Below are 26,381 nucleotides of genomic sequence, written 5' to 3'. Positions count from 1 at the left end.
CCGGAACGTTCTGACCCGCCCGGCCGGCCCCCGCCGATGACCCCTTCGGTCCGTCATTGCTCGCGGAACCGGAGCAGCGCTCACAGGCTGGGGCGGGGGTGCACAGTGCGGGTCCAGCTCGCCCTCACCGCGCTCGCCCTCACCGCGCTCGCCCGCAGGCTGGACAACCCCCGGCTGGTGAAGGACCCGCCCCCGTACCGCCGCAACGCCGTACTGCGCGGCCCCCGCCACCTGGACATCGTCTTCGACTGACTCCGTGCCCGACCGGTTCCACGGACTCCGTGCCCGACCGGTTCGGTGCGCTTCCCGCCCGACGAGGTGCCGGCTGTGGCCCGCTCCGGGGGCGGCCGACCATCATGGGCTGATGCCGACGCATGAACCGGACCGGCGCGACACCGGACCCTCGCTGGAGCAGATCCTCGGGCTGACGGCCCCCGGGATGCTCGATGTCGTCGTGGCACCGCTCGGCACCGGTGTTCCGGTGGCCGATGTGGTGCTGCACGACTCCGGTGAGGAGCGGGACGGAACCTGGACGGCGTCCGGGCTGATCCTGCTCGCGGTCGGTGTGGAGGTCGCCTCGCCCGAGGCGGTCGACGTGCTGCGCGAGGCCGACCGGGCCGGGGCCGCGGCCGTGGTGATGCGGAGCGGCTCCCGCGGGCCGCGGGGAGTGCTGCTGGAGGCGGCCGGCCGGGGACGCACGGCGTTGCTGACCCGGCGGCCGGGGCAGGGGTGGACCGAGGTGCTCGGCCGGTTGCGGACCGCTCTGGTGCACAGCGCCCCGGCCCGGTACGCCGCCCTGTCGGGCGGCGCGGACGGGGTGGAGGGACTGCGGCTCGGCGATCTGCCGGGGCTGGCCAACACGGTGGCCGACCTGGTCGGCGGTGCCATCACGATCGAGGATCCGCAGTCGCGGGTACTCGCGTACTCGCGGATGGACCACGAACCCGATCCGATGCGTCGGCTGACGATCCTCGGGCAGGAGGTCCCCCGCTGGCGGGTCGTCGAGCTCCGTGAGAGCGGCTTCTTCCAGGCGCTGTGGAGCACCGACGACGTGGTGCGCCGGCCCGCCGACGACCGGTTCGCCGAGCGGCTGGCCATCGCGGTGCGCCACGGGTCGGAGGTTCTCGGGTCGATCTGGGCCGCCGCCGACGGCCGGCCGCTCGCCGAAGGCGCGGCGGCGGCGCTGCGCACGGCGGCGCGGGCCGCCGTACCGCATCTGTCCCACCATCGGACGTGGGGCCGGGCGGCGGCGATGGCGCGGGAGGAGGCGGTCCACGCGCTACTGGACGGGGCCGCGCAACCGGTACGGACCGCGCACGACGCCGGGATCGCGCCGCACCGGCCGTACACGGTACTGGTCGCGGAGGCGTACGACAGCCGGGCCCTCGGCACCGCTGCCGGGCCGGGCGCCGGGGGCGACGCCGAGCAGCGGGTGCTGGATGTGCTCGCACTGCAGGCCTCCGCGTACCGGCCGGGGTGCGTGACAGCGCGGTCCGGACGACGGCTGTACGTCCTGGTCCCGGCACGCGACGGTGAGCCCCATCCGGGCCGCACCCTGCTGGCGACGGCACGCTCGGTGCCGCACACCGCGGTGTTCGCGGGCGTCGGGCCGGTGGCGGCGGACCTGTCGGGGCTGCCCGCGTCGCGGGAGGCCGCCGAGCTGGTGGTGCGGGTGCTGCGGGAGCGGGCCGCGGCGCTGCCGCTCGCGGAGGCGGTGTCGGCGGTGGCGGTGTTCGGCGAGGTGGAGACCGACGCGTCGGTGCTCCGGGTGCTCGACCGGGTCGAGCCGATGTGGGAGTCCCTGTCGGGGCCCGTGCACGCGATGGCGGAGCACGACCGCGCACACGGTTCTGAGTACGGCGCGTCGGTCGCCGCGTACCTCGACGCGTTCGGCGACACGGGCACGGCCGCGCGGCGCCTGAACGTGCACCCCAACACCCTGCGCTACCGGCTGCGCCGGGCCCGGGAGCTGTTCGGCGTCGATCTGGCCGACCCCTCCGTGCGGCTCCTGGCGGACCTCGGGCTACGGCTCGCGGCGCGCGGCACCGGGGACCCGAACAGCCTCTGACCGAGCAGCCTTTGACCGGGCGCCCGTTGACCGTCGGGCCGATCAACCGGCCGACCATTCGACTGACCGTGGGCCGGTCATTCGGCTGATCGTTCGGCTGTCCGGTGTCACAAAGAAATCGGGCAGGCGTCGTCGTGTCGGTCGAAGACGCGCCTCCCCCTGTGCGCCGAAGCTGTCCGTACGGCCGACAGCCGCACACCCGCACAGGCCGACGGCCGTCCGGCCGACGCGACAGATGGAGGGTTGTTGTTGTGGTTCCCATGACTTCCGGCTCGGCAGCCCAACGGCGCAGCACCAGAAGGACGGCGGCGCTGGCGCGCGCCGTCGAGGAGGGACTGATCGGTCCGTCCTCGCCCGTGGTCGGGCTCCTCGACGTGGACGGTGTGCTCGCCGCCGTCGACGCGCTCGACGAGGCGTTCCGGGGGCCCGCCCCGGTACAGCACACGTTCGCGGCCAAGGCGTGCGGCCTGGTGCCCGTGCTGCGGCTGCTCGCCGAGGCGGGCATGGGCTGCGAGGTGGCCTCGCCCGGTGAACTGGAACAGGCGCTGGCGGCCGGGTTCACCTACGACCGGCTGGTCTTCGACAGCCCCGCGAAGACGGTCGGGGAGCTGGAGTTCGCCCTCGCCCATGGCATCGCGTTCAACCTGGACAACTTCCAGGAGATGGCCCGCGTCGACCGTCTGCTGGCCGGGCGGGCCGCCGCCGGGCCGATCGGGCTGCGGGTCAACCCCCAGGTGGGGGCGGGCGCCATCGGCGCGATGAGCACCGCGACCGCGACCTCGAAGTTCGGCGTCGCGCTGCGCGATCCGGGAGCCGTCGACGCGGTGATCGACGCCTTCGCGCGCCGGCCGTGGCTCAACCGGCTGCACGCGCACGTCGGTTCCCAGGGCTGCCCGCTGCCGCTCATCGCCCAGGGCATCCGCGCCGCGTACGAACTTGCCGAGCGCATCAACGAGCGGCTGGGCCACCCCCGGATCACCGGGATCGACATCGGCGGCGGGCTGCCCGTCAACTTCGACGACGAGGACGACCGGCCGACGTACGCCGACCACGTCGCCGGACTCCGTGACGCCGTGCCCGGCCTCTTCGACGGGCGCTACACCCTGATCACGGAGTTCGGCCGCTCCCTGCTGGCCAAGAGCGGAACGATCGCGACGGTCGTCGAGTACACCAAGTCGGCCGGTGGGCGGCGGATCGCGGTCACGCACGCGGGTGCCCAGGTGGCCACCCGTACGGTCTTCATGCCCGATGCCTGGCCGCTGCGCGTCGGGGTGTTCGACGCCTCGGGCCGCCCCAAGGAGGGCCCGACCGAGACCGTCGACATCGCGGGCCCGTGCTGTTTCGCCGGGGACCTGACCGCGACCGGGCGCGAGCTCCCGGTCGTCGAGCCCGGCGATGTGGTGGCGCTCCACGACACCGGCGCGTACTACTTCTCGTCGCACTTCTCGTACAACTCACTGCCCCGGCCCGCCGTGTACGGCTACCGGACGGGAGCGGACGGGCGGGTGCGCTTCGCGCTCGTGCGCGAGGCACAGAGCGTGCGCGAGGTCGTCGAGGAGAGCGGCCTCGCACAGGCGGACGCGCTGGTGGCCCTGCGCGCGACCTGAGCCCGGCTCCCGGGGCACCCCGCGCGTCAGGCTCGGCGGGAGAGCTCGGCGAGGCCGGCGTCGCCCATCTCGGTCCGAACACGTTGCGGCTGTCCGAGGACATGCTCACCGACTTCGAGGAAGCGGGCTTCTCGCTGGAGCAGGCGGACCGGGCCGTCAACACGGTCATGTCGTACGTCATCGGCGTGTCCACCGCCGAGGCCGCCCGGCTGACGATGCTCGCCCGCAGCGGCCGGAGCGAGCAGGAGTGGACGGAGCACCTGTGGCCCGCGGCCGAGCGTGCCGTACAGCCGCCGTACCCGCGGCTGCGGCGGCTGTACGCGTCACGACACGGCGAGGTGGTGGACGGCGCCCGCAACGACAACTTCCGCGACGGGCTCGCCTGCGTGCCCGACGGCCTGGAGGCCCGCCTCCCCGATCCGAGGTCACCCGACAGGCTCTGAGGCGCTCTCAGGTCCTCCGCCCGAAGAACTCGACCTCCGCAACGGCCAGGCGGCGGCCGGGTCCCGCCCCGTAGGTGCTGTCCGTCGTGAGACGGGCCCGGACGATCTGCGAGCCGCGCAGGTCGAAGGTCTGCTGACCGGGCTGGTCCTTGACCCTGATCTCCTTGCTGACCCGGCTTCCGTCCACGGAGGTGAGCAGGACGGTGATCCTGGCCGGGCGGGCCTGGGTGAGAAACTCGTCCAGCTTGGCCGACGTACCGGAGAAGACGACGAGCTTCAGCACCCGTACCGGCTGCTCGAAGTCGCACTCCAGGTACTGGCTCACCCCGGTGTCGGGACCTACGGCCGCGGGCGCCCAGTAATGGTTGGTGTAGCCGTCGAACGCCGCGCCGGCCGGGTGGCCCGGTACCGTGCTGGAGGCCCGGAACCGGGTCGGCGGCACCGCCTCCGGCGTTCCGGTCTCGTCCTTGGCGAAGCCGAACCAGCCGGACACGTGCGGAAGGGCGAACCACACACCGCACGCCACCACGATCAGCGCGATCGGAAGCGCCAGGCCGGGGCGGCGCCACAGCCGACGCCGCGGCCGGGTGCCTGCGGTGGGCGCCTGACGCGGCCGGCGCCGGAGGATCCGGCGCCACCAGGGAGGCCGGACCCCGGGCGGCGGGCCCGGGTCCAGAAGCAGTGCGCAACGGATGCACAGGGTGCGGTCCGGGGCGTTCTCCGTACGGCAGTTGGGGCAGCGGACCGGGGCGGCGGGGGGCGGACCCGGCGGCGCGTGCGTGGGATCCGGCGGCACATCGGGCAACGCCTCGGGCCCCGGCACCGACACGTCCGGGGCGTCACCGGGGCGACGTGGGGCGGCCGCCGCGGCAGCACCGGGGGGCACGGGGCGCGGCCGGGGCTCGGGTTGCGGTTGCGGTTGCGGTTGCCGCTGAGGTTGGAGTGATGGTTGGGGATGGGATGACGGCTGCGGCTGAGGTGCCAGTCGGGGCTCGGGTTGCGGCTGCGGTTGGGGCTGACGCTGAGGCTGGAGTGACGGTTGGGGCTGGAGTGACGGTTGGGGCTGGGGCGACGGTTGGGACTGGGGCGACGGCTGGGACTGGGGCGACGGCTGGGGCTCGGGCGATGGCTGGGGCTCGGGCGGCGGCTGGGGTGCCGGGGCCGGTGCCGGGGAAGCCGAGGAGCCGCCGGCGGGCCCCTCCCACTCCAGGAACGCCCGGCACGAGCTGCAGAACTGCGTCCCCGGCGCATTGCTCTGCCCGCACGCCTCACAGATCACGAGACCTCCAGGTCGAAGCCCACATGCGCCGGTATCTCCGTACGGATCAGCTCCTCCAGCCGCACCCGGTCGACCTGGTACGGCTGCGAGGCCCGGACCCGGACCGTCACCCACGGCCGCGGGCCGCCCGGGAACTGCGTGTGCGGTGTCGACGACCATGCCGTGCCGCCGCTCTCGACGATGTCCGGCTCGATCCCGGTCTCCAGGAACACCGCCTCCGAGAGGCCGCGCCGGGTGCCGCGCCTGCTGTGCCGTTCGACCGCGCCGCGCACCGTCGCGCGCCGCTGCTCGACCGGGTGGTCCTCGTGCGGCTCGACGGCCACCCACCGGGCCAGCCAGGCCAGGAAGTCCTCCGGCGCGCTGCGCGGGTCGAGGTGGGCGGGCAGATTGTCGATGGAGAGCAGGACCGGGGCGAGTACGTCGTCGAGCGCGGCGAGGAACCGACGCAGGAAGTCCTGCTCCAGATAGACCGCCGGGAGCTGTTCGATCAGTGGGTGCGGTGTCGGCAGGCCGGTCACGGCTGTACGCATGGCGGTCAGGCCTCCCGTACCCGGAGCTGGTGCTCATAGCTGAAGACCAGTGCGTGCCGGTCCAGCTCGATCTTGGCGGCGGGTTCGCCGCGCTCCCCGGTCACGGGGTCCGCGGGGAAGAGACGGACGTCCTCCACGAGGTCCACGCCCGGCACCTGTTGCAGTACGGCGAACGCCTCGCCCGACTGGACCGGCCGCCCGAACGGCCAGCCCTCGCCGCCCGGCCCGCCGCTCAGCGGGTTGAAGTAGCCGTACAGGGCCGCCAGCGCCTCCTCCCGTACCCGTTCCGGCACGACGCCCCTGCGGGCCTGCACCGAGGCGACCACCGTCACCCCCTGGTAGAAGGGCGGTTCGACCACCAACCGGGCGCCGATCGGGCGCCGTTCGTCCAGGTGGCCCGCGATCAGGGCGAGCGTGTGCTGCGGCGGGACGAGCTCGTCGAACCGGATCCGGCCCTGCCCGTCGCTGCGCCCGGCCGGTACGACGAGCAGCCGCACCCCGCCCGCCTCCACGTCCGAGTCCCCGCCGGCCGGGATGCACTGCACCCTGGACGCGTCGGGGGCCACCTCGCGGGCCAGCAGTTCGTAGTCGTGCGGGACGACGGCCCGGTGCAGCGTCCGCAGCGTCATCGGCCCGCGCACCCGCGCGCTGTCCACCGTCTCGCCGTCGACTCCGCCGAGCGCGGGCCGCCGGTTCTCCACCCGGGCCACGTAAGGGATGGCACTGCGCAGCACCCGGAGCGTGGAGCGGGCGACATTGCCGCGCAGACCACCGCCGGTACGGTACGCGCGTACGCGGACGGCGGCGCCCTTCGGCGGTACCGCACCGTAGTAGCGGATGGACCCGTCCCGCTCCCGCACCGCCGGACCGAATTCGACCCGCCCCGAGTTGGGGTCGAGCGTGATGTGCCGGTCGTCGGGTCCGGAGTGCGCGAAGTCGTCGACGCGGGTCCACTCCGTGCCCTGCGGACCGCCGGCCGGATCCGCGACCTCGACGACGAAGTCGCCGGGGACGACGGGCGGGCGGCTCACCGTGAAGGTCTGTCCGGGCACCCCCTCGGCCGGGCCGAGCACCTCGTCGGTCACGGTCTCGGCGTGTACGGCCCCCACGGTCGCGCCGATCGTGAACGCCGTGATCCGGCGCACCACCGGAGGCGCCATGTACGTGGGCTGCCCGGGTTCGGCCTCCATCAGTCGGCAGCGCAGCCAGCCGCCGGTCCGGCGCACGACGACAGCAGGAGTGTGCCCCTGCGGCAGGTGCAGGATCAGTTCCCCGGACCGGTTGAAGCCGCCGGTGTCGTCCTTCTCGACCTCGCAGACCGTCCAGGCGCTGCCGTCCCAGGCCTCCCAGAGCAGGGGCGGCCGCAACGGGTCCACACCGACGCCCTCGACCGCGCAGTCCAGCCGCAGCACGACGACCCCCGCCGGAACGGCGGCCGACAGCCCCACATAGAGCGCGTCGCCGGGCGTCGGCGTGGTGTCGAAGCAGGGGACGGCCCGGCCCAGTGCGAGTTCCTCGGTCCGGTCGACGGCGTCGCCGGACGTCGGCCAGGTCGCGAGATGGGCGAACTCGCACGGGACGACGGACAGTTCACGGACCGTCGTGAACACGACCGCCTCCTCCGTCTCCGTACGGACGGTCGCCACCTCCGTACCGGCCCTCACCCGCACCGGTTCGGGCTGCGGCGCGGAGAGCCGGAACGTCACATCGGTGTGGGCGGCCGTGGGCGGATGGAGCCGGACCCCGATCAGGTCGAGGAAGGTCAGATAGCTCTTCTCCGGAACCCGGTTCACGCGGTAGACGAGCTGGTCGACCATGGTCGCGAAGGCCTCGATGAGGGTCACGCCGGGGTCGGACACATTGTGGTCGGTCCACTCGGGGCAGCGCTGCTGGACGAGCCGTTTCGCCTCGTCGACCAGGCCCTGGAAGCGGCGGTCGTCCAGATGCGGACTGGGCAGCGTCACGCGCCGTCCACCTCCTCGTGCTGCGGAATCACATAGAACGGAAAGACCAGGTTCCGGGGGTCGTTGGCGCCCCGGACGGTGTAGCCGATGTCGATGTACAGGACCCCGTTGTCCACCTCGTCGAAGCGGACGACGACCTCGGCGACCTCGATCCGGGGCTCCCACCGGTCCAGCGCCAGACGTACCTCGTACGCCAGCTGTCCGGCGGTGCCCGCGTCCGCCGGGGCGAACACGTAGTCGTTGATCGCGCAGCCGAACTCCGGCCGCATCGGCCGCTCGCCCGGTGACGTCGCGAGGATCAGCCGGATCGACTCCTCCAGCTCGTGCTCGCCGCGCACGAGGGCGATCGAGCCGGTGGCATCGGTGCGCGGCGGAAACGCCCAGCCCGCGCCGATGAACTGCTGTCCCATGGACGCTCAGCCTCCGATCAGCACCGTCGGGCACCCGGACACGACGGGTGAGCCGCAGGCGGCGAGGTCCCCGACGCGTGCGGCGGGCTGCCCGCCGATCAGCACCGTGGCGCTGCCGGGCGGCGCGAGCGCGGACGGCGGATGCACCGCGGGCGGCGGCGAGGCGCACAGGTGCGGGGTGCCGACCGTGGCGGCGGGGAGGCCGCCGATGAGCACGGACGGGACGCCGGGCGGCCCGACCGTGCCGGGGTGTCCGGTGGGGTCGCCGACCCGAGCGGCTGCCGCTGCGGCTGCTGACATGGAAGTCCGGTCCTCTCGTTCGCGTCGCTCGGTTCATTCGGATCGATCAGGTGTCGAGTGGTGCGCCCCGATTCGACGGGTCGGGTGGGGCGCCCGGGTTCGGTGGGCCGCCCCGATTCGGCGGGGCGCCCGGGTCGGGTGAGTGCCAGGGTCGAGTGGGTCGCGCCGTGCCTCCGAGGCGTCAATTGATCTTCACCAGCGGCGCGTTGATGGCCAGGGAGCCGCCGCCCCTGATGTCCGTCCGCTGCGTTCCGTCGACCGCGACCCGGGCACCCCGGACATCCACCGTGCCTCCGGTGGAGAGCTTGACCTCGCCGTTCCCTCCGTCGACCCGCACTCCGCTGCGGGACGTCAACGTGACGCTGTCACCGCTCAGTTCGAGGGTTCCCTGGCCGCCGTCCAGCGCGATCCCGCGCGCCGCCCTGATGGACACCTGCTGCTTGGCCTCGATGTTCACGCTGCCGTCGCTGTTGATCACGATCACGGTGCCCCTGCGGTCGAGATCGATCTTCAGCTTTCCGTCACCGGTGAGCAGGCGTACGCCCTGTGGTCCGTCCGCGCCGTCCAGAAGTTCCAGCTGGTTCCCGCTCTTGGATGCGACCGAACGGCGGTTGACGGCCCCGCTGGTCGGGTCGACCAGCGGGGCACCACCCGCGGAGCCGGGGACGGAGCCGGATGCGGCCGGGGCGCCGGTCACCGCGTCGGCCGCCGCACCGGCCGCACCCGCCGCCCCGCCACCGCCCGGTCCTCCGCCTGCACCACCACCACCGCCACCGCTGCCCTGCGACGGCCGGTCCTTCCCGTTGTACAGACCGGCGAGAACGTACGGACGGTCCAGGTGCCCGTGCTCGAATCCCACCAGCACCTCGTCCCCCACCTCGGGGATGAACGCCTCGCCGCCGCTCGTCCCGCCCGACTGCGCCGTACGCGCCCAGTCGCTCGCGTACTCGTCCGACAGCCAGGGAAACCGCACCTTGACCCGGCCGGATCCTTCCGGATCGTGGGTGTCCGTGACCGTCCCGTTGACCAGGCCCGCGCATCGCGACCCGCCGCCGGACGCCGCTCCGGACCCGCCGGATCCCGGCCCTCCGCCGGTCAGCCCGAACAGCGAACGCTCCTGCTGTCCGGAGACCGTGAGCCAGGTCTCGTATCCGCGCACCGGGTCGAAGACGTGCCGCGAGGACGTGACCGTGTACCGCCCCTCGAACGGCGCACCCACCGCGTTGAGTGCCACCGCGCTGCCCGCCCGCACCTCCGGATTCCCCCGGATCACCGCCTCCAGCTCCGCGAACGATCCGGCGATCCGTTCGGCCAGGGCCTTCGCCGCCTGGTCCACCTGCGTCTGCGCCCCGTACGCCGCGTCCGTGACCACGAAACGCGCCTCGCCGAACGGCGCGGACACCTCGGACGCGCTCACCCCGAGCTCCAGCGTCGCCGACCTGCCCGCGGGTGCCCGCCCGACCAGTGGCTGCTTCGTCCTGACGTCCCAGCCGCGCACCTCGACCTCGGAGACCTGCTCCGCGGAGGACACCCCGGCCCGGCAGCGCAGCAGATTGCTGCCCATCTCCAGGACCAGCGGGTCGCGGTCGGCGCGCGCCGAGCCGTCGGGGGCTCCGCTCGCCTCCGCGGGCCGGGTGATGTGCAACTGCCCGTCGAGCACGTACGCCTGGGCGCCCGCCTCCTCCGCGAGACCGCGCACGAACTCCCAGTCGGTGACGTTGGGCTGGGCGATGTGTTCGAGTACGGGCCCGGCGACGTCCACCGTCCCCGGCTTCAGCCCGGCGCGCTGGGCCACCTGGGCACACACATCTGCGAGCGTCATGTTCTGGTAGCTGGCCACCCGGCGCCCCCGGAACAGCCGGTGCGACTCGTCGAGCCCGCGTACGACGGTGAACGTGCCGGTCTCGTCGAGCTCCACCTCCAGGGCGGTGACCACCCCTTTCAGCAATGGCTTCGGCGCCGTGTCGCCGCCCGCGCGGGCCAGCAGCCGGGCCTCGCTGCCGATCTTCAGCCCGGTCTGCTCCAGCAGGACCCGGTCGGGGTCCCGGAAGCGCAGAAGAAACAGGTCGGGGAGCGTGCGGCTGTCGTCGACGTACCCCTCGACCAGCGTGTTCACGAACCTGGGCGGCAACGGCCGGCCGCCGAACTCCACCACCAGCGCCGACGCGACGCCCGGCTGCGCCATCAGGACCGCCCCCTGTCCCGGGTCTCTTCGAGCCGTTTCAGCTCGTCCAGCGCGGGAAGGAGCAGTTGCCGTCCGGGGGCCAGCCGCAGCGGGTCGTCGATCCCGTTCGCCTCCGCGATCACCCGCCAGGCGGCCGGATCGCCGTACTCGCGCTGGGCGAGCGACGGCAGCGAGTCCCCGGCGTCCAGCCGGTGGACCCGTCGGGCCGCGAGGGCGCCCGAGGTCGGGTTCTGCCCCGGAGTGTCCCCGCTGATCTCCTCCATGGTCACCTGGCAGACGGCCCGGATCGGCACGCCCGAGGTGGTGAAGAGGGTGTACTTCGCCTGTACCTGGCTCACATAGCCCGGGAACCCGGTCAGCCCGCCCCAGTGGAAGACCACCCACGGCGGCGACGAACGCTGTTGCTGACGGGTCTCGTTCGTCGGCACGCAGCACGCGAAGAGCTGCTCGACCGAGGTCACCACGCGGGTGTCCTGGGTGTCGCTGGCGTCGAAGAACATCTCCACGGTGAGCTTGCTGGGCTGCGAACCCTGGTACTCCGGCGGACCCGAACTCTTGGCGCCCTTGGCCGGACTCCGCTTCCAGGAGGCGGCCTTGGTGAGGCTCAGCTCCTTGGGGTTGAACTGGAAGTCGATCCGTCCGCACGGGCCACCGGGCGTGAGACCGCCCCCGGTCGGCGGCGTCCGCAGTTCCAGATACGCGTGCTCCAGCTTGGGCCGGGCCGAACCTCCCCTGCCCGCCTTCGCCGCCGCACCGGCCCCGGACGTACCGGCGGCACTGAACGCGATGGGACCCGCACCACTCACGAGGTCAGCCCTCCATCACATAGCCGTGATGGGCGATCTCGATCGTCTCCATCGCGACCTTGGGCGATTCCGGGGTGAAGGAGGGGCCGGTCCACCGGACGGGCACGACCTCCAGCAGCCCCCACTGGGCCACCTTCCGCCCGTCCCCGGTCCGCGCCTCGATGTGCGCCGTCTTGCGGCTGAACCCGGTCGTCATGGTGGCGAACCAGCGGGCGACCTTCTCGGTCTCCTTGGTCAGCGGCCTGGACAGCTTCACGTTCGAGTACTTCAGCCGGGTCGGCAGCTGCCACAGATGCCCGTTGTTGCCGCCCTCCTCCCGTGTTTCGAGCACCACCTCACAACCCAGCCCGTCGCATGTGTTGAACGACCCGAGCTCGATGTCGTCGATCGTGACGACGAAGCAGACGCTGACGGCGGGATCCTCGTCCTGGGCGGTGGCCATGGCACGTACCTCTCAATTCCCTTTGTTGTCGCTGCCGTTCGTCAGTGCCGGGTGTTGATGAGAAATCCCGCTCGTTCGCGTTCCAGCCGCAGGTCCGCCTTGAAGAGCCGGCTGAGCGGTGTGTACAGGGCGCGTACCAGCTCGTCGGTGACGACGGGTGCCCCGGCGGGGGCGGAGGCGACAGCGCCCGGTGCGGTGTGCTCCCCGGCCCCGGGCCCGGATTCCGCTTCAGGTCCGGATTCCGCTTCCGGTCCGGGGTCCGGGGCCGGCTCCGGTCCGGGTTCCTGGGGCGGCTCCGGAGGCGGTGGTTCCGAGGTCTCCGTCTCGCGCTGGATCACGGGTGGCGCGTACGGCGGGGGCGGCGAACCGAACACGACGCTGCCGTCGGCCGCCCGCTGAGCCACCCCGGCGGCCACGGCGACCGAACCGGCCGAGGTGAAGGAGGGCGCGGAGGACACGGAGGGCGTATGGGGGGTGGATGGTGCGGCACGGCCACCGGAACCCGGCAATGAGCGAGGCACCGGCGGCCCCCCGGCTGCCTGACGCTGCAGGGCGGGAAGCGGCGGGGCAGGCGCGCCCGTCGCCTGCCCCGGAACTGTGACGGTACGTTGCAGCGCCGCCGGTACGGACGGTGTCACCGCCGCGATCGACGGCGCACCTGCCCCGCCGGGCGTCCAGCGCACCGGAACGGCATCGGCCGGGGACGCCGACCCGACCCCCGGTCCGGGCCCCGGCCCCGGTCCCGCACCGGCCGGCGCAGACGGTGCCGCCCCGGCCACCGTGGAACGCTGTACGGCGTCCGTCCCACCACTGCGCCCGTTCTGGAGCGTCAGAGGCCGGTCGGCGAGCAGCGGCGCGACCGGAGCGGTGGCCGGGGGCGGCGCCAGGGGGACCTGCGGCACGGCGGGAGTCAGTTGCACTGCCGACGTGGGGGCTGGCGGTGTGGGGACCGGCGATGTGGCGTCCGACGCGGCAGGAAGCAAGGGGGAGTCGCCGAGCAGCGGCGCGGTGGGTCCGTCGGAGCCGGGGGCCGGCTCCGGGACTGCGGGCACCTGAGCGGCCTCGGGGACCTCACCGACCCCACCGCCCTCACCGTCCGCCGTGCTCCGGGCCACCGGAATAGCCCCGGAACCCGGACCCGGACCATCAACGGCAGCCTGTCGCTGCGCCGTCGGTGGCAGCGCGGACAGGGGAGCACCGAGCCCCGGCGCGCGCCGGGGCGAGCCGGAGGCGGGCGGCATCACCGACCGCTGAACGGGCGGGGCCGGGGGCGGGGCCGAGGAGCGGGACGGGGACGGGGTCGCGGGCGCGGGCGCAGCCGATCCGGATGCCGCCACAAGAGGCTGCTCACCCACCAGTTGGCGCACCGGCAACTCCGCCACGGCCGATTCCCCGGCCGACGTCATCGCGGGCGCATCACCCGGAACAACGCGCTGCACAGGCACGGACAGAGGGACGGACTGGCGAACGGACCTGGTCCCGACCGGCAGCTCCACCGAACGCTCCGCGGACCGCTGCACGGGCGACGGACGGTCCACGGTGACCGGGGAGACCGGGGCCGTGACCCCGTGCACCAGCCCGGTGGGCGCGTCCGGGCTGACCAGATGCCCGAGCGGTGTCCCGAGCGAGGCGTCCTGCCGAGTGGAGAGCGATCCCTGGAACCCGGAAGGGTCGATGACCAGATCCTGGGCACCCACCGTCCGCTGCATGGGGGGCAGTTCGGCCGGATCGACCCGTTCGCGCGGCACGGCCGGCGGAGTGGCGCCCGCGCTTCCGGTCTCCGCAGCCGTATCCGTACCCGTGCGCCCGCCACCGCGCAGCCAGGACATCAGGCCCATGGATTCTCCCGCCCTCCCTGCGCTCTTCGCTACTGCCCGTTGAGGCGAGCGATCTGTGCGACGAACCTCAGACGTTCCGGGTGCTCCAGGTCCAGCAGCTCATCGAGCGGCCAGTGGAAGTGGTAGGCGAGGTACGCGACCTCCTCGTAGAGCAGGTCGGCCGCGTACGTCACGATTCCCCCAGGCGGCCACCGGCGAGATCCACCGCGAACTCCTCGTCGCAGGACGGACAGGTGACGGCCGCGCGGGTGTGGCCCTCGGCGTTGATCCGCCGGTAGAAGTCCTGCAGAAACGCCAGGTCGGAGGCGAAGAGGTCCTCGATGACGCCCGGGTGGATGTCGTCGATCGTGCCGATCCGGGTGACGACCCGGGCGATGAGGACGACCGACAGATACGCGGTGTTCTCGCGCACCCGGTCGTCCCGCAAGGGCACGAGTTCATCGCGCGCGGTGGCGAGCCGCATGACTCCGGTACGGTGAACCGCTCCCGTCTCGTCGACGTACCCGCGCGGCAGTTCGAAGGCGAACTCGGTTCGCAGGGTGTCCCGTCGACCGGACCGTCCACCCCCGGCGACCGGCGACCGTCCGTCCGGTCCTTCGAGGGCCGCGGCCGGCGCCGGAGGCGGCGGGGCCTGTGCCGTACGCCGCATCAGTCGAGTTCCATGCTCTCGTAGGTGATGGCGAGCTTCTCCGTCAGGACCGAGGTGTCACCGGCCTTGAGGGTGCCGATCTCCAGCGACTTCGGCCAGGCGTTGATGAGCTTGTAGCGCTTGATGGCGATGCCCTCGTGGTCGTACACGATCACCGCACCGTTGCGGCGGGCCGCGGTCATCCGGCCGAACCGGGAATCCTTGATCCACCGTTCGAAACTGTTGTCCTCGGTGAGACCCCGGGTCACAGTCACCTCGCCCGCCTTCGGCCGGCCCGGCAGTTTCTTGATGGCGTAGCGGCCGTCGGCGGTGTTCTGCTTCAGCTCGATGACGTCCTGCTCCATCTTCAGACCACTGACCTCGGTGATCTGCTTGATGACGACGCTGTCGAATTCGAGGCCGAAGGAGGCCCCGACGGTGCTGTCGAGATCGGGAAGTGGCACAACAGGCTCCTTTACCGCTCTTGCCGCTTGGAGGACCTCAGAGACGTCCGCGCTGCTCGGCCCGGCTCCCGCCGGTCATTCCCGCCGGTCATTCGTCCTCGCCGCCGGTCATTCGTCCACACCGCCGGTGCCTCCGGTCAGCTGGGAGAGCCGGAAGACGACGAACTCGGCCGGCCGGACCGGTGCCACCCCGATCTCGCAGATGACCTGACCTGCTTCGATGCTTTCGGGCGGGTTGGTCTCACGGTCGCACTTGACGTAGAACGCCTCTTCCGGCGTGAGCCCGAAGAGGGCGCCCTTGCGCCACTCGTTGACCAGGAACGCCGAGACCGTGCGCCGGATACGGGCCCACAGGGCGTCGTCGTTGGGCTCGAAGACCACCCACTGCGTGCCCGCCAGGATCGACTCCTCCAGGTAATTGAAGAGGCGCCGGACATTCAGATAGCGCCAGGCCTGATCCGACGCCAGCGTGCGTGCGCCCCAGACCCGGATGCCGCGTCCGGGGAAGGACCGGATGCAGTTCAGCCCGATCGGGTTGAGCAGATCGTGTTCGCCCTTGGTCAGCTGGGTCTGCAGGGCGACCGCTCCCCGTACGACCTCGTTGGCCGGGGCCTTGTGCACACCGCGCGACTCGTCGTTGCGGGCCCAGACCCCGGCGATGTGGCCGCTCGGCGGGACCAGCCGCGCGCGCCCCGACGAGGGGTCGGCCACACGGATCCAGGGGTAGTAGAGCGTGGCGTACTTCGAGTCGAAGTTGGCGCGGTCGGTGCGCCAGGCGCGGATCTGCTGCGGGCTGAGACCCGGCGGCGGGTCGAGTACGGCGACGCGGTCGCCCATCAGCTCGCAGTGGCTGATCAGTCCCTGCTGCACGGCGACGACCGACTCCAGGTCCAGCAGCCCGCGTTCGTACGCGCTCATCAGGTCCGGCACGGCGATCGTGGTGACCTCCTCAACGGCCTCCAGGCCGCCCAGCCCGGTCCGGCGGTCGGGATCGCCGACGTAGACCTCCGGGGTCAGCGCCCCGGCACCGGGTGACGCGGGCGCCGCCGGGGCCAGGGTCACGGTCTGCGGTTCGGGCCTGGCGGGTGCGGCACCCCGCCCGGACTCCCGTATCTCGATGAGCTCCGACGTGGCGTTGACCCGGGTGGCGACGTTCTCCTTGCTGCGTTTGGTCGTGACGCCCGGGTACGTCTCCGCGACCTGCCCGTCCCGCTTCACGACCAGCCGGAAGACGTCGGAGGGCGGATCGTCTCCCTCCGCCTCGGCCACTTCGACGGTGAGCTCACCGGCCGCACCGGGTCGGGGTTTCACCGCGTACGGACCGAGCTGTGTCTCCGATCCGGCGGGCGGCTGTCCGGCCGGGGCGTCGTTCCCGTCCTCGGCCGGGGGCTCCGTACCGTCACCGATGCGCACCACGTAACAGACACCGCCGCCGTTGGTGAAGAAGCCGTGGACGGCGGCGGCGAGATACGTACCGTCGACGAAGTCACCGAACGTGCCGGCGAACTGGCTCCAGTTCGTGATCAGCGTCGGCTCGTCGAACGGGCCCTTCTGCGCGAAGCCGACGAAGGCGGCGACCGAGGTGCCCACCCCTTCGATCGGCCGGGATCCGGACTCGATCTCTTCGACGTAGACGCCCGGGGACAGGTACGACGGCATGTGAGTCTCTCCTTGGCCGGGGAACGCCCGCAATTCTTGCGACAGCCGCGATCACCGGGAACGGACGCACGGCCGCCCGCCCGTGCACGGGCCGCTGCCCGATCAGGCAACGCGCACGCGCTGTACGGCCCAGCGGGCGCTGCCCCCGGCCGCGTCCCCGCGCACTGCGCACGCGATCCACCGCCCCCGCACCCTGGGACGGCGGTCGGGCCTGGCGGCGCCGAGTGCCGACTGTCCGGGGACGTGGTGGGCCGGGAGGGCGGATGAAGGAGGTTCCGGAGAAGGATCCCGCCTCCGTGTCCGGCCGTGGCGGTACCCCCCGGCGCGACGACGTGACACTCACGCCCGAAGTGTCACGTTCGCAGACGCCCCCACCGCACCGCCCCGTCGACAGCCGCCCACCCGGGGACCGCCCCGCCCCCGACCCCCGCAGCCTGCAGCGCCTGCAACGCGCGGCCGGCAACGGCGCGGTCTCCCGTCTGGTGGCCCAGCGCTACACCGCCCCCGTGAAACCGCCCCCCGCCCAGGCCCCCGGCTTCCGCAGGGTCAAGGCCGACGTCGCGGCGAAACGGACCAGGGTCGCCGTCCACGCCCCCGCCGTCACCGAGTCGAAATCGGCACAGGACGCGGCGGTCGCGCCTCCTGACGACAAGGAGGCACAGGGCAAGGCGGCGAACGCGGAGAAGATGAACGCGGCCAAGCCGGGCGAGTTCAACAAACAGGCGTTCATCGACGCGGTGAACAAGGCGATCGACGCGCAGGCACCCAAGAACCTGGACCAGGCGGACAAGTTCTCCAAGTCCGGCAAGGCCGACAAGATCAAGGACGAGGTCGACGGCAAGGTCACCGACGGCAAGGAGGCCTCCGCCAAGGACATCGACACGGCGACGAAGGCCCCGCCGGACACCTCGGCGGCGAAGGACAAACCCGTCACGCCCCTGTCCCCCGACCAGCCCCCGTCCAACCCCGGCGCCCCGTCCGCGACCGATGCGATCCCCCCGAAACAACCGGCCTCGGTCACGGACTTCTCCCAGGGCCCCGCCGAGAACGACAAGGCCATGGCGGACGCCGAGGTCACCGAGGACCAGCTCGCCAAGGGCAACGAGCCCGAGTTCGACCAGGCCCTGTCCGCGAAGAAGACGGCCGAGGCCGACTCCGCGAAGGCCCCGGCCAAGGGCAGGACGGCCGAAGCCCAACAACTCTCCACTGCGAAGGCAGGCGCCGCGGCCTCCGGCGCCCAGGCCATGACCGCCCTGACCGCGACCCGCACCGCGGCGGGCAAGCAGGTCGACGGCGGCAAGGGCGAGACGAAGTCGAAGGACGAGAAGAGGCGGGCCGAGGTCACCGCGAAGCTGCAGAAGGTCTACGACGGCACGAAGAAGGACGTCGAAACCACCCTCTCGGACCTGGACAAGAAGGTCGACACGGCGTTCACGGCCGGTGAGAAGGCGGCCCGGGACGCGTTCACCGCCGACCACAAGCGCCGGATGAAGGCGTACAAGGACAAGCGCTACTCAGGCATGTTCGGCCCGGCGAAATGGGCCAAGGACAAGCTCATGGGCATGCCGAAGGAGGCCAACGACCTCTTCCAGGAAGCCCGCAAGCTCTACGTGGCGAAGATGCAGACGGTCATCTCGTCGGTGGCCGACATCATCGGCGCCGAGCTCGGCAGGGCCAAGGCGCGCATCGCCAAGGGCCGTGCGGAGCTGAAGGCCGAGGTCGACAAACTCCCCGCCGACCTGCGTCAGTTCGGCGAGGAAGCGGCGAAGGACTTCGCGGGGAAGTTCGACGACCTCGAAGCCACCGTCAACGAGAAGTCCGAACAACTCGTCCAAGACCTCGCCAACAAATACACCGCCGCCCTGAACAAGATCGACGAGGAGATCAAGAAACTCCAGGAGGCCAACAAGGGCCTCGTCCAGAAGGCGAAGGACGCGATCGTCGGCGCCCTCAAGACGATCAACGAACTCAAGAACCTCCTGCTCGGCATCCTCGCCAAGGCCGCCTCGGCCATCATGAAGATCATCAAGGACCCGATCGGCTTCCTGGGCAACCTCGTACGAGCCGTCGGCGCTGGCCTCAACCTCTTCATCACCAACGTCGCCGAACACCTCAAAACAGGCGTCGTCTCCTGGCTCCTGGGCACCGCGGTCAAGGCCGGCCTCGAACTCCCCCAGAAGTTCGACCTCAAGGGCATCATCCAGCTCATCGCTTCCCTCTTGGGGCTGACCTGGGCGAATATCCGCGCCCGCATCACCCGCAAGGGCATCCCCGATCAGGCCATGAGCGCGGTCGAACAATCCGTCCCGGTCGCCCAGACCCTCGCCCGCGAGGGCCCCGCAGGCGCGGTCAAGGAGATCGAGGCCGAAGCGGGCGACCTCAAGGCCACCATTCTCGAAAAGCTCACCAGTTATCTGATTCCCACGGTCATCATCGCGGGCATCACCTGGATCATCTCCCTCCTCAACCCCGCCTCCGCGTTCGTCCGCGCGGTCAAGGGAATCATCGACATCGTCACGTTCATCGTGAACCAGGGCGCCCAGATCGTCGAATTCGTCAACGCCGTCCTGGACGCGGTGATCGCCATTGCCAACGGGGGTTCGGCAGGCGTCCCCAAGATGGTCGAGGCCGCCCTGGCGGCCAGCGTCCCCCTCCTCATCGGCTTCCTCGCCTCCCTCCTGGGCATCGGCGGCCTGGCCAACAAGGTAAAGAGCGTCTTCCACGCCGTCGCCCGCCCGGTGAACAGGGCCATCGACAAGATCGTGGGCTTCATCGTGAAGGCGGGAAAAAAGCTCTGGGCAAAGCTCAAGAGCAAGAACGAGAAGAAAGACAAGGGCGCCCCCAAGAGCGATCCATCCGGGCAGAGTCAACAAAAAAAGCAGCAACGTCTCGACCTAGCCATCAACGCTCTGCGGCCAAAGGTTTACGCCCTCATTGGGCGCAAAATATCCGAGTCGCGCCTTCGCGCTCAACTCCTTGTCTGGCGCGGAAGATACCGACTCTCCAGCCTTGCCATCAAGCACAATGGTGGTGACGTCGAGGTCATTGCCAAGGTAAATCCGGAAGGAAAGGTGGCCGAGAAGGTCGTCAGCAAACTCGGACCAGATCTACACTCGATGCTATCCAGAATTGGAAATGACCTGATAACTCGGCCGGATATCGTACAGGATGCAAAGAAGATCCAACAGGATCGACTCAAAGCCAAGCAACAGCGCGAAAAGGAGCGCGCTGAGACACAGGAACAACGACAAGAAAAGGCGGCAGCCGAGGCAGCCGCCACCGGAAAAGAAGCCAAGGTCGAGGACGTACCCCTCCCGTCACGCCCCGGACAGTCACAGGCGGCCGAGGCCCTCGCCATCCACGATCAGAACCTGCGCCGCAACCCGCACACCGACGATCTCATCGAAGTCGCCCCGGGGCTTGAGGTGAAGGAACGGCAGACTTATTCATCGGGGCCAGGCCACATAAAAACCTATGGACTTGGCGTGGGGCACTACGATCCGGCGGTCATCAAAATCCTGAATGAATTATCCAGAAAAGGATACACCACTCCACAGATTCAGCAAGCCGTCGCAGAAATAGCCCAAGGGTTGCGACCCTCAAACGCGAGAATTTCAAGCGATCCCGAGGCAGCCGCACGACTCGCCGCCTTGGTTCGACTGATGTTTGCCGTAGAAGGCGGCCGCAACCCGATCGCGTTGGCGACCAGCACGATGACATGGGAATCGGCGCATCTGCCGAACACAACATGGAAAGATGTGGTCATAAATTATAATCCGATGGCCCCGAAGGGGATTAACGCAACGGTAAGGGCATCACTCGTACCGGAGAGTGAACGATCGGCCGCGGTCCAGCTGAATGTGGACCGGATGCTCAAGAATGAGATGGATTCCACCATCCGCTGGGTACAGAGTCTCATGACCGGCGACAATCCGTTGTTTGAGAGCGAACACGAATGCAAGATCTTCGTGGAATCAAAGATGGAAAGTCACTTGAAGTCGCGCATTGCGACCTATGTCCTACCTGGAGGGACTCTGTGAGCATTTCCACCATTCGGCTCGTTCCCACACCTCCGGCAGATAGTGAATCGGTGGCGGCAGCGTTCATTTCGTTGAGGCTCACCAGGCACGCCTCTCACAGCACCGAGACCAACCAGCCATCGGGAGAGGAGGTCTGGCTGACCGACGACGCCGAAACAGCAGCACACTGGATCAAAGACGAACTGCTCGATATTAGCTACATTGCTGTGCGCGGAATCAATGCCGCTGCATTGGCCGAGAGCATCCGGTCCGAACTTCCGATGGACGACATTCCACAACTACAGGCCAGAGCAATTACAGACCGAGACGCAGATGTTCTGATCGACACTCTCTATCGCACCGCAATCGTCGCATATTCAGGTTACGACCCTCAGGCATTCGCCCTGCTGCGCTGGGGACTGAATGATCCGGACCCGCTGATTCGAAGGGTTTCGCTTCTAGCTGTCTCAATTACCGGCTGGGAAGCCTTTTCCTCGGTTCTGGATGAGATCAGCAAACAGGACCCTGTAGAAGAGGTGCGCGATCAGGCTGCACGTGTCCGCGAAGCTTTGAAACCCGGGGCCGGAAACCCGCCGATGTAGTCAGTCCGCCACCGATCTGCACGAACGCGGTCGGCAGGAGCATTCTTCCGGAAAGCACCGTCCGACCGTCACTTGGCCCTGCTGTTGCGAACGACACGATTTCGCTGCCCAATGAAGACAACCCGGTTCTCAAACGTCGGTCACCCGCACCGGCAGCGACTTCACCCCGTTGATGAAGTTCGACACCAGGCGGCGCGGCGGGGCCGCGAGTCGGAGTGAGCCGGATGGCAGAGCTCGACACGCTTCCGCGTACAGAGCGCGCAACTGCAAGCGCGCGAAATGGGCGCCCAGGCAGACATGCGGGCCGTCGCCGAAGGAGATGTGGGGGTTGGGAGTTCGGGCGAGGTCCAGGGTGAACGGGTCGGGGTAGACGCGTTCGTCGTGGTTGGCGGAGGCATGGAAGACGACCACCTTGTCGCCGGTGCGGATGCGCGTGCCCGCCAGTTCCGTGTCCCGGGTCGCTGTGCGCCGGAACGTCAGGACCGGGGGGTGGCGGCGGAGGAGTTCGTCGACGGCGGTGGTCAATTCCACCTCGCCGTCGCGCAGGCGGCGGTACGCGTCGGGGTGTTCGGCCAAGAGGTGCAGGCCGCCGGGGGCCGCGCTGCGTACCGTGTCGTTGCCCGCCACCACCAGCAGGAAGAAGAACATCTCCAGTTCCGGCGCGGTCAGTTCGGGGTCGGTGGCGAGCGCCGTCATCACGTCGTCGGCGGGGTGTCGGCGCTTGTGGGCCGCCAACGCGTGCGCGTAGTCGAACATGTCGCGCAGCAAGGCCGGGGAGCGGGGGTTGATCGGCTTGCCGTCCGGACCCAGCGTCGGTGTTCCGGCCTCATCGGGGTCCTGGTAGCCGATGACGCGTTGCGTCCAGTGGAGAAGAAGCGCGCGGTCTGTGTCCGGTACACCCAGCAGGTCGGTGAGGTTGAGCAGGGCGTAGTCGTCGGTGACCTGGGCGACGAGGTCGCAGGTGCCGTCGCCGGCCCGTGCCTCGGCCACCGCCCGGGTGAACAGGGAACGGGCGCGTTCACGCACGGCCGTCTCGAAGCGGTCGACGCGCTTCGGGGTGAAGGCGCGGCTGACGAGGGTGCGCAGTCGCCGGTGGTGCGGCGGATCCTGATTGAGCATCATGCGGCGGATGAACGGCAGGTCGGCCGGGTCCGGGTCGCGGATCTGGGTGGCGCCCAGGTACGAGGAGTACGTCGAGGAGTCCTTGAGCACGCGGACGGCGTCCTGATGCCGGGTGACCGCCCAGAAGCCGGGGCCCGCCGGCCAGCCGAGCACCTCAGGCTCCTCCTGCCACGCCACGGGGTGGTGGTCGCGCAGGTGGCGGTAGTGGTCGTGGGGGATGCCCTGCGCGTACTGCCTGGGGTCGAAGACATCCGGCACGGACCCGGGCCCGGTCATGCCTCCGCGCCCTCGACATCCTCCGCGTCCGCCCGCAGGAAGTCCTCCACCACGCGGATCAGGTCGAGCGGGGTCTCGTCCATCGCGTAGTGGCCGCACGACGGCAGCTCCACCAGTTCGGCCCGCGGGAACCACCGCATCCACGTCGCGCGCTGCACCTCGGCCGACAACGCCGGATCCAGCGCGCCCACCACGGTCAGGGCCGGCACGGGCGAACCGTCGATCCGGTCGTGGAAGTCCTCGCCCACCCAGGAGTCCAGCCAGGCACGGAACGCCTTCGCGTCGCTGCGTTCGAGCGAGCGGCGCACCATGCGGTCCAGCCAGGCGGCCGGGCGTCGGCTTCCGGTGGTGATGTCGAGGATGGTTCGACGGTTGTGCGGAGTGTGTGCCGCCCCGGAGAAGAGTGCCCACTGGTCGGGCGGGAGCGGCAGGCCGGACGCGGGCACGGGCGACACCCCGACGATTCTGCGCACCCGCTGCGGTGCGACGGCCAATGTCCGCTGAGCGACGGAGCCGCCCATCGAGTGACCGATCAGCGAGAACCGCTCCCAGCCGAGCCGGTCGGCCAGCGCGAGCACGTCCGCGGCGCCCTCGGCCGTCGTGTACGTGCCGTCCGCGTCCCTGGCCTCGCCGTATCCCCGTAGATCCACCACGGCGTACTGGAACGAACCTCGGTCGAGATCCGGCAGCACCGGGTCGTACGCGGACCGGTCGGCCAGCCAGCCGTGCACCGCGATCACCTTGTGCGGGCCGTCGCCGTGCAGTTCGTGGGGCAGAACAGGCAATACGGTCACGCTGACTCCCGTCGCCGTACGGAGAGGAACCGGCCGGTCACCGACCGGCCCCCGCCCACGGTGGCGCCAACTCCGGGTCGGCGCAAGGGCACCCGCACGGGACCGGGCGAGGTGTCGCACCTCAGGCCAGCAGCTCCAGATACGGCCCGAACTCCGACGCCAGTGTCAGGCGGCCCAGTTTCTGGTACTCGCGCTGGATCGCGTGGATCAGTGTCGGCATCGTGACCGGTTCGCCCGTGTCCGCCGCCAGGTACGCGGCCGTCACCGCGATCGAGCGGATGTTGCCGCCCGCCAGCTCGAAGTTCTCCGCGCAGAAGGCGAGGTCGAGGTCCTTGCCCCGGGGGAGTCCGGAGCCCAAGCAGCGTTCCCACAGCTGGAGGCGCTGTTCGGGGTCCGGGACCGGAAAGTCGATGACCAGGTCCAGGCGGCGGGTGAAGGCGTCGTCCAGGTTGGCCCGGAGATTCGTGGCGAGGATGGCCAGGCCGTCGAAGGACTCCATGCGCTGGAGCAGATACGCGCTCTCGACGTTCGCGTAGCGGTCATGGGCGTCCTTCACGTCCGAGCGTTTGCCGAAGATCGCGTCCGCCTCGTCGAAGAGGAGGACCCCGTTCACTCCTGCCGCTTCGGAGAAGATCCGCTCCAGGTTCTTCTCCGTCTCACCCACGTATTTGTCGATCACGGTCGCCAGGTCGACGGTGTAGAGGTCCAGGCCCAAGTCTGCGGCTATGACCTCGGCGGACATCGTCTTTCCGGTGCCGGAGTCGCCCGCGAAGAGGGCCGATACGCCTCGGCCCCTGCCGCCACCGGGGCGCATGCCCCACTCCCCCAGGACCCGGTCGCGATGCCTCGCTCGGGCCGTGAGTTCGCGGAGCTGGGCATGGGTGTCCGGCGGGAGGACCAGGTCGTTCCAGGTGACGGTGGGTTCGATGCGGCGGGCCAGGCGGTCCAGTCCTGCCGCGTTCTGGGCGCGGGCGCCCTGGCGGACGTGGTCGGGGGTGAGGGCGCCGCCGTCCAGGTAGGTGGTCTGGGCGGCGCCCCGGGCCGCGCGGGTGATCTGTTCCGGGGTGAGGAGGAACGGCGAGAGCAGGCGGTCCACGTCGAGGGTTTCGGGGACGGGTGCGTCGTACGCGTCGGTCCAGAGGGCGGCCCGGGTCGAGGGTTCCACGCGCGGGGCGTGCAGGAGCAGCGGCGGGGCGGCGGACCAGGCCGCGTCCCAGGGGGCCCGGCCCACCAGGATCGTGGGGACCGGGGTGCCGGTGAGGAGCCGGAGGAGCTCCGGGTGTTCGCGGCAGACCGCGTCGAGCGGTGCGCAGACCAGGCCGGCGCCGGTCAGCCGGGCCTCGCGGACCAGGGAGCGGACGGCCTCGGCCGGGGCCGGGTCCTCGGCCAGTCGCGCCAGGTCCAGGCCCAGGACCCGGTGGCCCGCGAGCGTCAGCGCGGAGGCCGCGAGGGCCGTGCCCGCGCCGCCCTGGTCCTCGCGGAGGTAGGCGAGCGAAACGCCTCGGACAAGGGCCGCAGCCAGCGGAGCCGGGTCGCCGACGCCCGGTACCGCGTGCCAGGGGGCGAGGAGATCGGCCAGACGCGGGTCGGGGGTGTCGTCGCCCAGAAGGTGCGCGGTGACCCGGTCGGGGACACGGAGCGCACGACTCAGGAACGGGCGGTCCAGGTCCTCGACCAGAAGGAGGCGGCCTTCACGCAGTGGGGCAAGGGCCGACAGCCGACCGCGCGCCACCTGGTCGGCGGGGGACAGGCCGCAGAGACCCAGGGCCAGACCGATGGACGGGCGGCGGCGGGTGACATCGTCGTTCAGGTAGCCGTAGAACGCCTCGAAGCGGTCGTCGAGATCCGGTACGAGCGTGATAAGGAGGATCTCGACATCGAGGTCGGTGAGCCCGAACTCGCCCGCCAGGGACGTCAGTCCGGACTGCTCCGTCGGCACCTCACCGGAGTCCGGAGCGGAAGGCGGCACGGGGTAGGGGAAGGCACGGGCCTCGTTCTCGTTCAGCAGGCGGACGATGTTCTCGTCCGTGAGGTAGAGGCCGCGGAAGGCGTCGTCCGGGTCCGGATCGGTGAGCTGCCGGGCCTCGACCGCCCGCCGGATGCGCTGCTCCACCGCCACCGCGCGGGCGAGGAGATGGCGCAGGTTCGGATCACCCGCAGTGGTCATTCGGCACTGTCCTCCGTGCGTGCCTTCCCCGCCTCCGTGCGGGCCTTCCGGGTCTCCGTGATCCGGAGGGACAGACCGCGCCGCCGTTCCGTATCGGGACTGCGTGAGGCCGCGCCTCTGCCCGGCCGGCCCGGACGATCTCCGTACACCGGAAGTCCTCCGCGCCCCGGCATCGGTTCCGACAACGGCTCAGCCCTCTCCGGTACGTCCCCGAAACGGGTCTGCAGCCCCTCGTCCCCTACCGGTGGGCCGACCACATAGCTCGGCGACGCCGTCACGGGCACGCTGATCACCAGGTCCAGCGAGGGCTTCAACTCACCGCCCAGCGCGCTCCACACATCGGCGAACGAGCGGTCCTCGGGCGGCGGAAGCGCAATCGACATGGGTACGGATGCCCCTATCTCGCCCAATGTGCCGGTGAGCCGCTCCGGAGGCAGCGCCTCGTACCGCAGCAGGCAGCCGAGCAGCGACGAGAGCAGCCGGTGCTCGTCCTCCGGGCGCTTCGTCCATGCCGTGATCAGGTACGAGAGCTTGAAGAAACGGGGCGGACGGCGGCGCGCGACGATCGTGCCGCGTTCGTCGTACTCGTTGTGCAGACCCCGCTCGCGCCTGCGCATGTCCTCGCGGATGTCGTAGAGGTAGAGATTGACCATGGGTGCGTTGACCTTCGCCGCCCACTCCCGGGTCGGAGCGTCGAAGACCACCGCGATCTGGCCGCCTTCGAGCACCTCCGCCCTGATCAGCCCACGGAGTACGTCGTCGACCTCGTGGATCACCC

Annotated in this window: 23 protein-coding genes; 6 read left to right on the top strand and 17 right to left on the bottom strand. The window is 70.7% G+C overall.

Annotation, left to right across the window (positions count from 1 at the left end):
• Positions 1–105: 105 nt before the first annotated feature.
• From ACIOHC_RS28505 to ACIOHC_RS28490, 4 genes are all read left to right on the top strand, one after another.
• Positions 106–252, top strand: coding sequence for a hypothetical protein (locus tag ACIOHC_RS28505; protein WP_365688501.1), 147 nt, complete (start codon positions 106–108; stop codon positions 250–252).
• A 112-nt stretch (positions 253–364) separates the two neighbouring features.
• On the top strand, positions 365–2,068 hold the full coding sequence (locus ACIOHC_RS28500; protein ID WP_401844513.1) for a PucR family transcriptional regulator: 1,704 nt from the start codon (positions 365–367) through the stop codon (positions 2,066–2,068).
• Positions 2,069–2,328: 260 nt separating this feature from the next.
• On the top strand, positions 2,329–3,675 hold the full coding sequence (locus ACIOHC_RS28495; protein ID WP_351081642.1) for a diaminopimelate decarboxylase: 1,347 nt from the start codon (positions 2,329–2,331) through the stop codon (positions 3,673–3,675).
• A complete protein-coding gene (locus ACIOHC_RS28490; RefSeq protein WP_351081707.1) occupies positions 3,672–4,118 on the top strand; it encodes a TetR/AcrR family transcriptional regulator C-terminal domain-containing protein in 447 nt (148 codons plus the stop codon). The genes ACIOHC_RS28495 and ACIOHC_RS28490 overlap by 4 nt, the downstream gene beginning before the upstream one ends.
• A gap of 7 nt (positions 4,119–4,125) precedes the next feature.
• Here ACIOHC_RS28490 and ACIOHC_RS28485 read toward each other — a convergent pair whose 3' ends face one another.
• The 13 genes from ACIOHC_RS28485 to ACIOHC_RS28425 form a co-directional block, all read right to left on the bottom strand.
• Positions 4,126–4,947 carry an NADase-type glycan-binding domain-containing protein gene (locus ACIOHC_RS28485; RefSeq protein WP_401844511.1) on the bottom strand — a complete coding sequence of 274 codons (822 nt, stop codon included), beginning with the start codon at positions 4,945–4,947 and terminating at the stop codon, positions 4,126–4,128.
• Between the two features lie 446 nt (positions 4,948–5,393).
• A complete protein-coding gene (locus ACIOHC_RS28480) occupies positions 5,394–5,927 on the bottom strand; it encodes a phage tail protein (RefSeq protein ID WP_351081646.1) in 534 nt (177 codons plus the stop codon).
• Positions 5,928–5,932: 5 nt separating this feature from the next.
• Positions 5,933–7,891 carry a putative baseplate assembly protein gene (locus tag ACIOHC_RS28475; protein WP_351081648.1) on the bottom strand — a complete coding sequence of 653 codons (1,959 nt, stop codon included), beginning with the start codon at positions 7,889–7,891 and terminating at the stop codon, positions 5,933–5,935.
• The gene (locus ACIOHC_RS28470; RefSeq protein ID WP_351081650.1) at positions 7,888–8,301 is read right to left on the bottom strand and encodes a GPW/gp25 family protein; all 414 of its coding nucleotides are present in this window, start codon (positions 8,299–8,301) and stop codon (positions 7,888–7,890) included. The genes ACIOHC_RS28475 and ACIOHC_RS28470 overlap by 4 nt, the downstream gene beginning before the upstream one ends.
• 6 nt (positions 8,302–8,307) lie before the next feature.
• Positions 8,308–8,601 carry a PAAR domain-containing protein gene (locus ACIOHC_RS28465; protein WP_351081652.1) on the bottom strand — a complete coding sequence of 98 codons (294 nt, stop codon included), beginning with the start codon at positions 8,599–8,601 and terminating at the stop codon, positions 8,308–8,310.
• A 181-nt stretch (positions 8,602–8,782) separates the two neighbouring features.
• Complete coding sequence (locus tag ACIOHC_RS28460; protein ID WP_401844507.1) at positions 8,783–10,786, bottom strand: VgrG-related protein; 2,004 nt, start codon at positions 10,784–10,786, stop codon at positions 8,783–8,785.
• Positions 10,786–11,592 carry a peptidase M23 gene (locus ACIOHC_RS28455; protein WP_351081656.1) on the bottom strand — a complete coding sequence of 269 codons (807 nt, stop codon included), beginning with the start codon at positions 11,590–11,592 and terminating at the stop codon, positions 10,786–10,788. The genes ACIOHC_RS28460 and ACIOHC_RS28455 overlap by 1 nt, the downstream gene beginning before the upstream one ends.
• A gap of 4 nt (positions 11,593–11,596) precedes the next feature.
• On the bottom strand, positions 11,597–12,034 hold the full coding sequence (locus tag ACIOHC_RS28450; RefSeq protein WP_351081658.1) for a phage tail protein: 438 nt from the start codon (positions 12,032–12,034) through the stop codon (positions 11,597–11,599).
• A gap of 41 nt (positions 12,035–12,075) precedes the next feature.
• On the bottom strand, positions 12,076–13,872 hold the full coding sequence (locus ACIOHC_RS28445; RefSeq protein ID WP_401844506.1) for a hypothetical protein: 1,797 nt from the start codon (positions 13,870–13,872) through the stop codon (positions 12,076–12,078).
• A 29-nt stretch (positions 13,873–13,901) separates the two neighbouring features.
• Positions 13,902–14,045, bottom strand: a complete 144-nt coding sequence (locus ACIOHC_RS28440; RefSeq protein ID WP_093896703.1) for a DUF6760 family protein — start codon at positions 14,043–14,045, stop codon at positions 13,902–13,904.
• Positions 14,042–14,521: a hypothetical protein gene (locus ACIOHC_RS28435; RefSeq protein WP_351081662.1), complete on the bottom strand. Its 480-nt coding sequence runs from the start codon at positions 14,519–14,521 to the stop codon at positions 14,042–14,044. The genes ACIOHC_RS28440 and ACIOHC_RS28435 overlap by 4 nt, the downstream gene beginning before the upstream one ends.
• Positions 14,521–14,964, bottom strand: a complete 444-nt coding sequence (locus tag ACIOHC_RS28430; protein ID WP_072488539.1) for a phage tail protein — start codon at positions 14,962–14,964, stop codon at positions 14,521–14,523. The genes ACIOHC_RS28435 and ACIOHC_RS28430 overlap by 1 nt, the downstream gene beginning before the upstream one ends.
• A 108-nt stretch (positions 14,965–15,072) precedes the next feature.
• Positions 15,073–16,623 (bottom strand): phage tail sheath subtilisin-like domain-containing protein, encoded by a 1,551-nt coding sequence (locus tag ACIOHC_RS28425; protein ID WP_351081664.1) that lies wholly within the window; start codon positions 16,621–16,623, stop codon positions 15,073–15,075.
• A 263-nt stretch (positions 16,624–16,886) separates the two neighbouring features.
• Between ACIOHC_RS28425 and ACIOHC_RS28420 the strand changes: the two genes are divergently transcribed.
• Together ACIOHC_RS28420 and ACIOHC_RS28415 are read left to right on the top strand one after the other, a co-directional pair.
• Positions 16,887–20,663 carry a hypothetical protein gene (locus ACIOHC_RS28420; protein WP_365688510.1) on the top strand — a complete coding sequence of 1,259 codons (3,777 nt, stop codon included), beginning with the start codon at positions 16,887–16,889 and terminating at the stop codon, positions 20,661–20,663.
• Positions 20,660–21,244 (top strand): HEAT repeat domain-containing protein, encoded by a 585-nt coding sequence (locus tag ACIOHC_RS28415; RefSeq protein WP_401844504.1) that lies wholly within the window; start codon positions 20,660–20,662, stop codon positions 21,242–21,244. Before ACIOHC_RS28420 ends, ACIOHC_RS28415 begins: the two co-directional genes overlap by 4 nt.
• A gap of 129 nt (positions 21,245–21,373) precedes the next feature.
• On the opposite strand, the gene ACIOHC_RS28410 is transcribed toward ACIOHC_RS28415, so the two are convergent.
• The 4 genes from ACIOHC_RS28410 to ACIOHC_RS28395 form a co-directional block, all read right to left on the bottom strand.
• Positions 21,374–22,642 carry a cytochrome P450 gene (locus ACIOHC_RS28410; protein WP_401844502.1) on the bottom strand — a complete coding sequence of 423 codons (1,269 nt, stop codon included), beginning with the start codon at positions 22,640–22,642 and terminating at the stop codon, positions 21,374–21,376.
• Positions 22,639–23,436 carry an alpha/beta fold hydrolase gene (locus tag ACIOHC_RS28405; protein WP_401844500.1) on the bottom strand — a complete coding sequence of 266 codons (798 nt, stop codon included), beginning with the start codon at positions 23,434–23,436 and terminating at the stop codon, positions 22,639–22,641. The genes ACIOHC_RS28410 and ACIOHC_RS28405 overlap by 4 nt, the downstream gene beginning before the upstream one ends.
• Positions 23,437–23,557: 121 nt before the next feature.
• The gene (locus ACIOHC_RS28400; RefSeq protein ID WP_365688515.1) at positions 23,558–25,603 is read right to left on the bottom strand and encodes an ATP-binding protein; all 2,046 of its coding nucleotides are present in this window, start codon (positions 25,601–25,603) and stop codon (positions 23,558–23,560) included.
• A complete protein-coding gene (locus ACIOHC_RS28395) occupies positions 25,600–26,379 on the bottom strand; it encodes a DUF4255 domain-containing protein (RefSeq protein WP_401844497.1) in 780 nt (259 codons plus the stop codon). The genes ACIOHC_RS28400 and ACIOHC_RS28395 overlap by 4 nt, the downstream gene beginning before the upstream one ends.
• Between the last annotated feature and the right edge of the window lie 2 nt (positions 26,380–26,381).

Origin of the sequence: Streptomyces sp. NPDC088252 (genome assembly GCF_044740965.1) — a bacterium.
In the GTDB taxonomy this organism is placed as follows: Bacteria; Actinomycetota; Actinomycetes; order Streptomycetales; family Streptomycetaceae; genus Streptomyces.
This window is presented reverse-complemented; position numbering and strand designations above follow the sequence as displayed.

Excerpts from the sequence above, each read along its gene's own strand:
- ACIOHC_RS28500 (WP_401844513.1), top strand. The coding sequence starts at position 365 with ATGCCGACGCATGAACCGGACCGGCGCGACACCGGACCCTCGCTGGAG.
- ACIOHC_RS28495 (WP_351081642.1), top strand. The coding sequence starts at position 2,329 with ATGACTTCCGGCTCGGCAGCCCAACGGCGCAGCACCAGAAGGACGGCG.
- ACIOHC_RS28480 (WP_351081646.1), bottom strand. The coding sequence starts at position 5,927 with ATGCGTACAGCCGTGACCGGCCTGCCGACACCGCACCCACTGATCGAA.
- ACIOHC_RS28470 (WP_351081650.1), bottom strand. The coding sequence starts at position 8,301 with ATGGGACAGCAGTTCATCGGCGCGGGCTGGGCGTTTCCGCCGCGCACC.
- ACIOHC_RS28465 (WP_351081652.1), bottom strand. The coding sequence starts at position 8,601 with ATGTCAGCAGCCGCAGCGGCAGCCGCTCGGGTCGGCGACCCCACCGGA.
- ACIOHC_RS28460 (WP_401844507.1), bottom strand. The coding sequence starts at position 10,786 with ATGGCGCAGCCGGGCGTCGCGTCGGCGCTGGTGGTGGAGTTCGGCGGC.
- ACIOHC_RS28450 (WP_351081658.1), bottom strand. The coding sequence starts at position 12,034 with ATGGCCACCGCCCAGGACGAGGATCCCGCCGTCAGCGTCTGCTTCGTC.
- ACIOHC_RS28445 (WP_401844506.1), bottom strand. The coding sequence starts at position 13,872 with ATGGGCCTGATGTCCTGGCTGCGCGGTGGCGGGCGCACGGGTACGGAT.
- ACIOHC_RS28435 (WP_351081662.1), bottom strand. The coding sequence starts at position 14,521 with ATGCGGCGTACGGCACAGGCCCCGCCGCCTCCGGCGCCGGCCGCGGCC.
- ACIOHC_RS28425 (WP_351081664.1), bottom strand. The coding sequence starts at position 16,623 with ATGCCGTCGTACCTGTCCCCGGGCGTCTACGTCGAAGAGATCGAGTCC.
- ACIOHC_RS28420 (WP_365688510.1), top strand. The coding sequence starts at position 16,887 with ATGAAGGAGGTTCCGGAGAAGGATCCCGCCTCCGTGTCCGGCCGTGGC.
- ACIOHC_RS28410 (WP_401844502.1), bottom strand. The coding sequence starts at position 22,642 with ATGACCGGGCCCGGGTCCGTGCCGGATGTCTTCGACCCCAGGCAGTAC.
- ACIOHC_RS28400 (WP_365688515.1), bottom strand. The coding sequence starts at position 25,603 with ATGACCACTGCGGGTGATCCGAACCTGCGCCATCTCCTCGCCCGCGCG.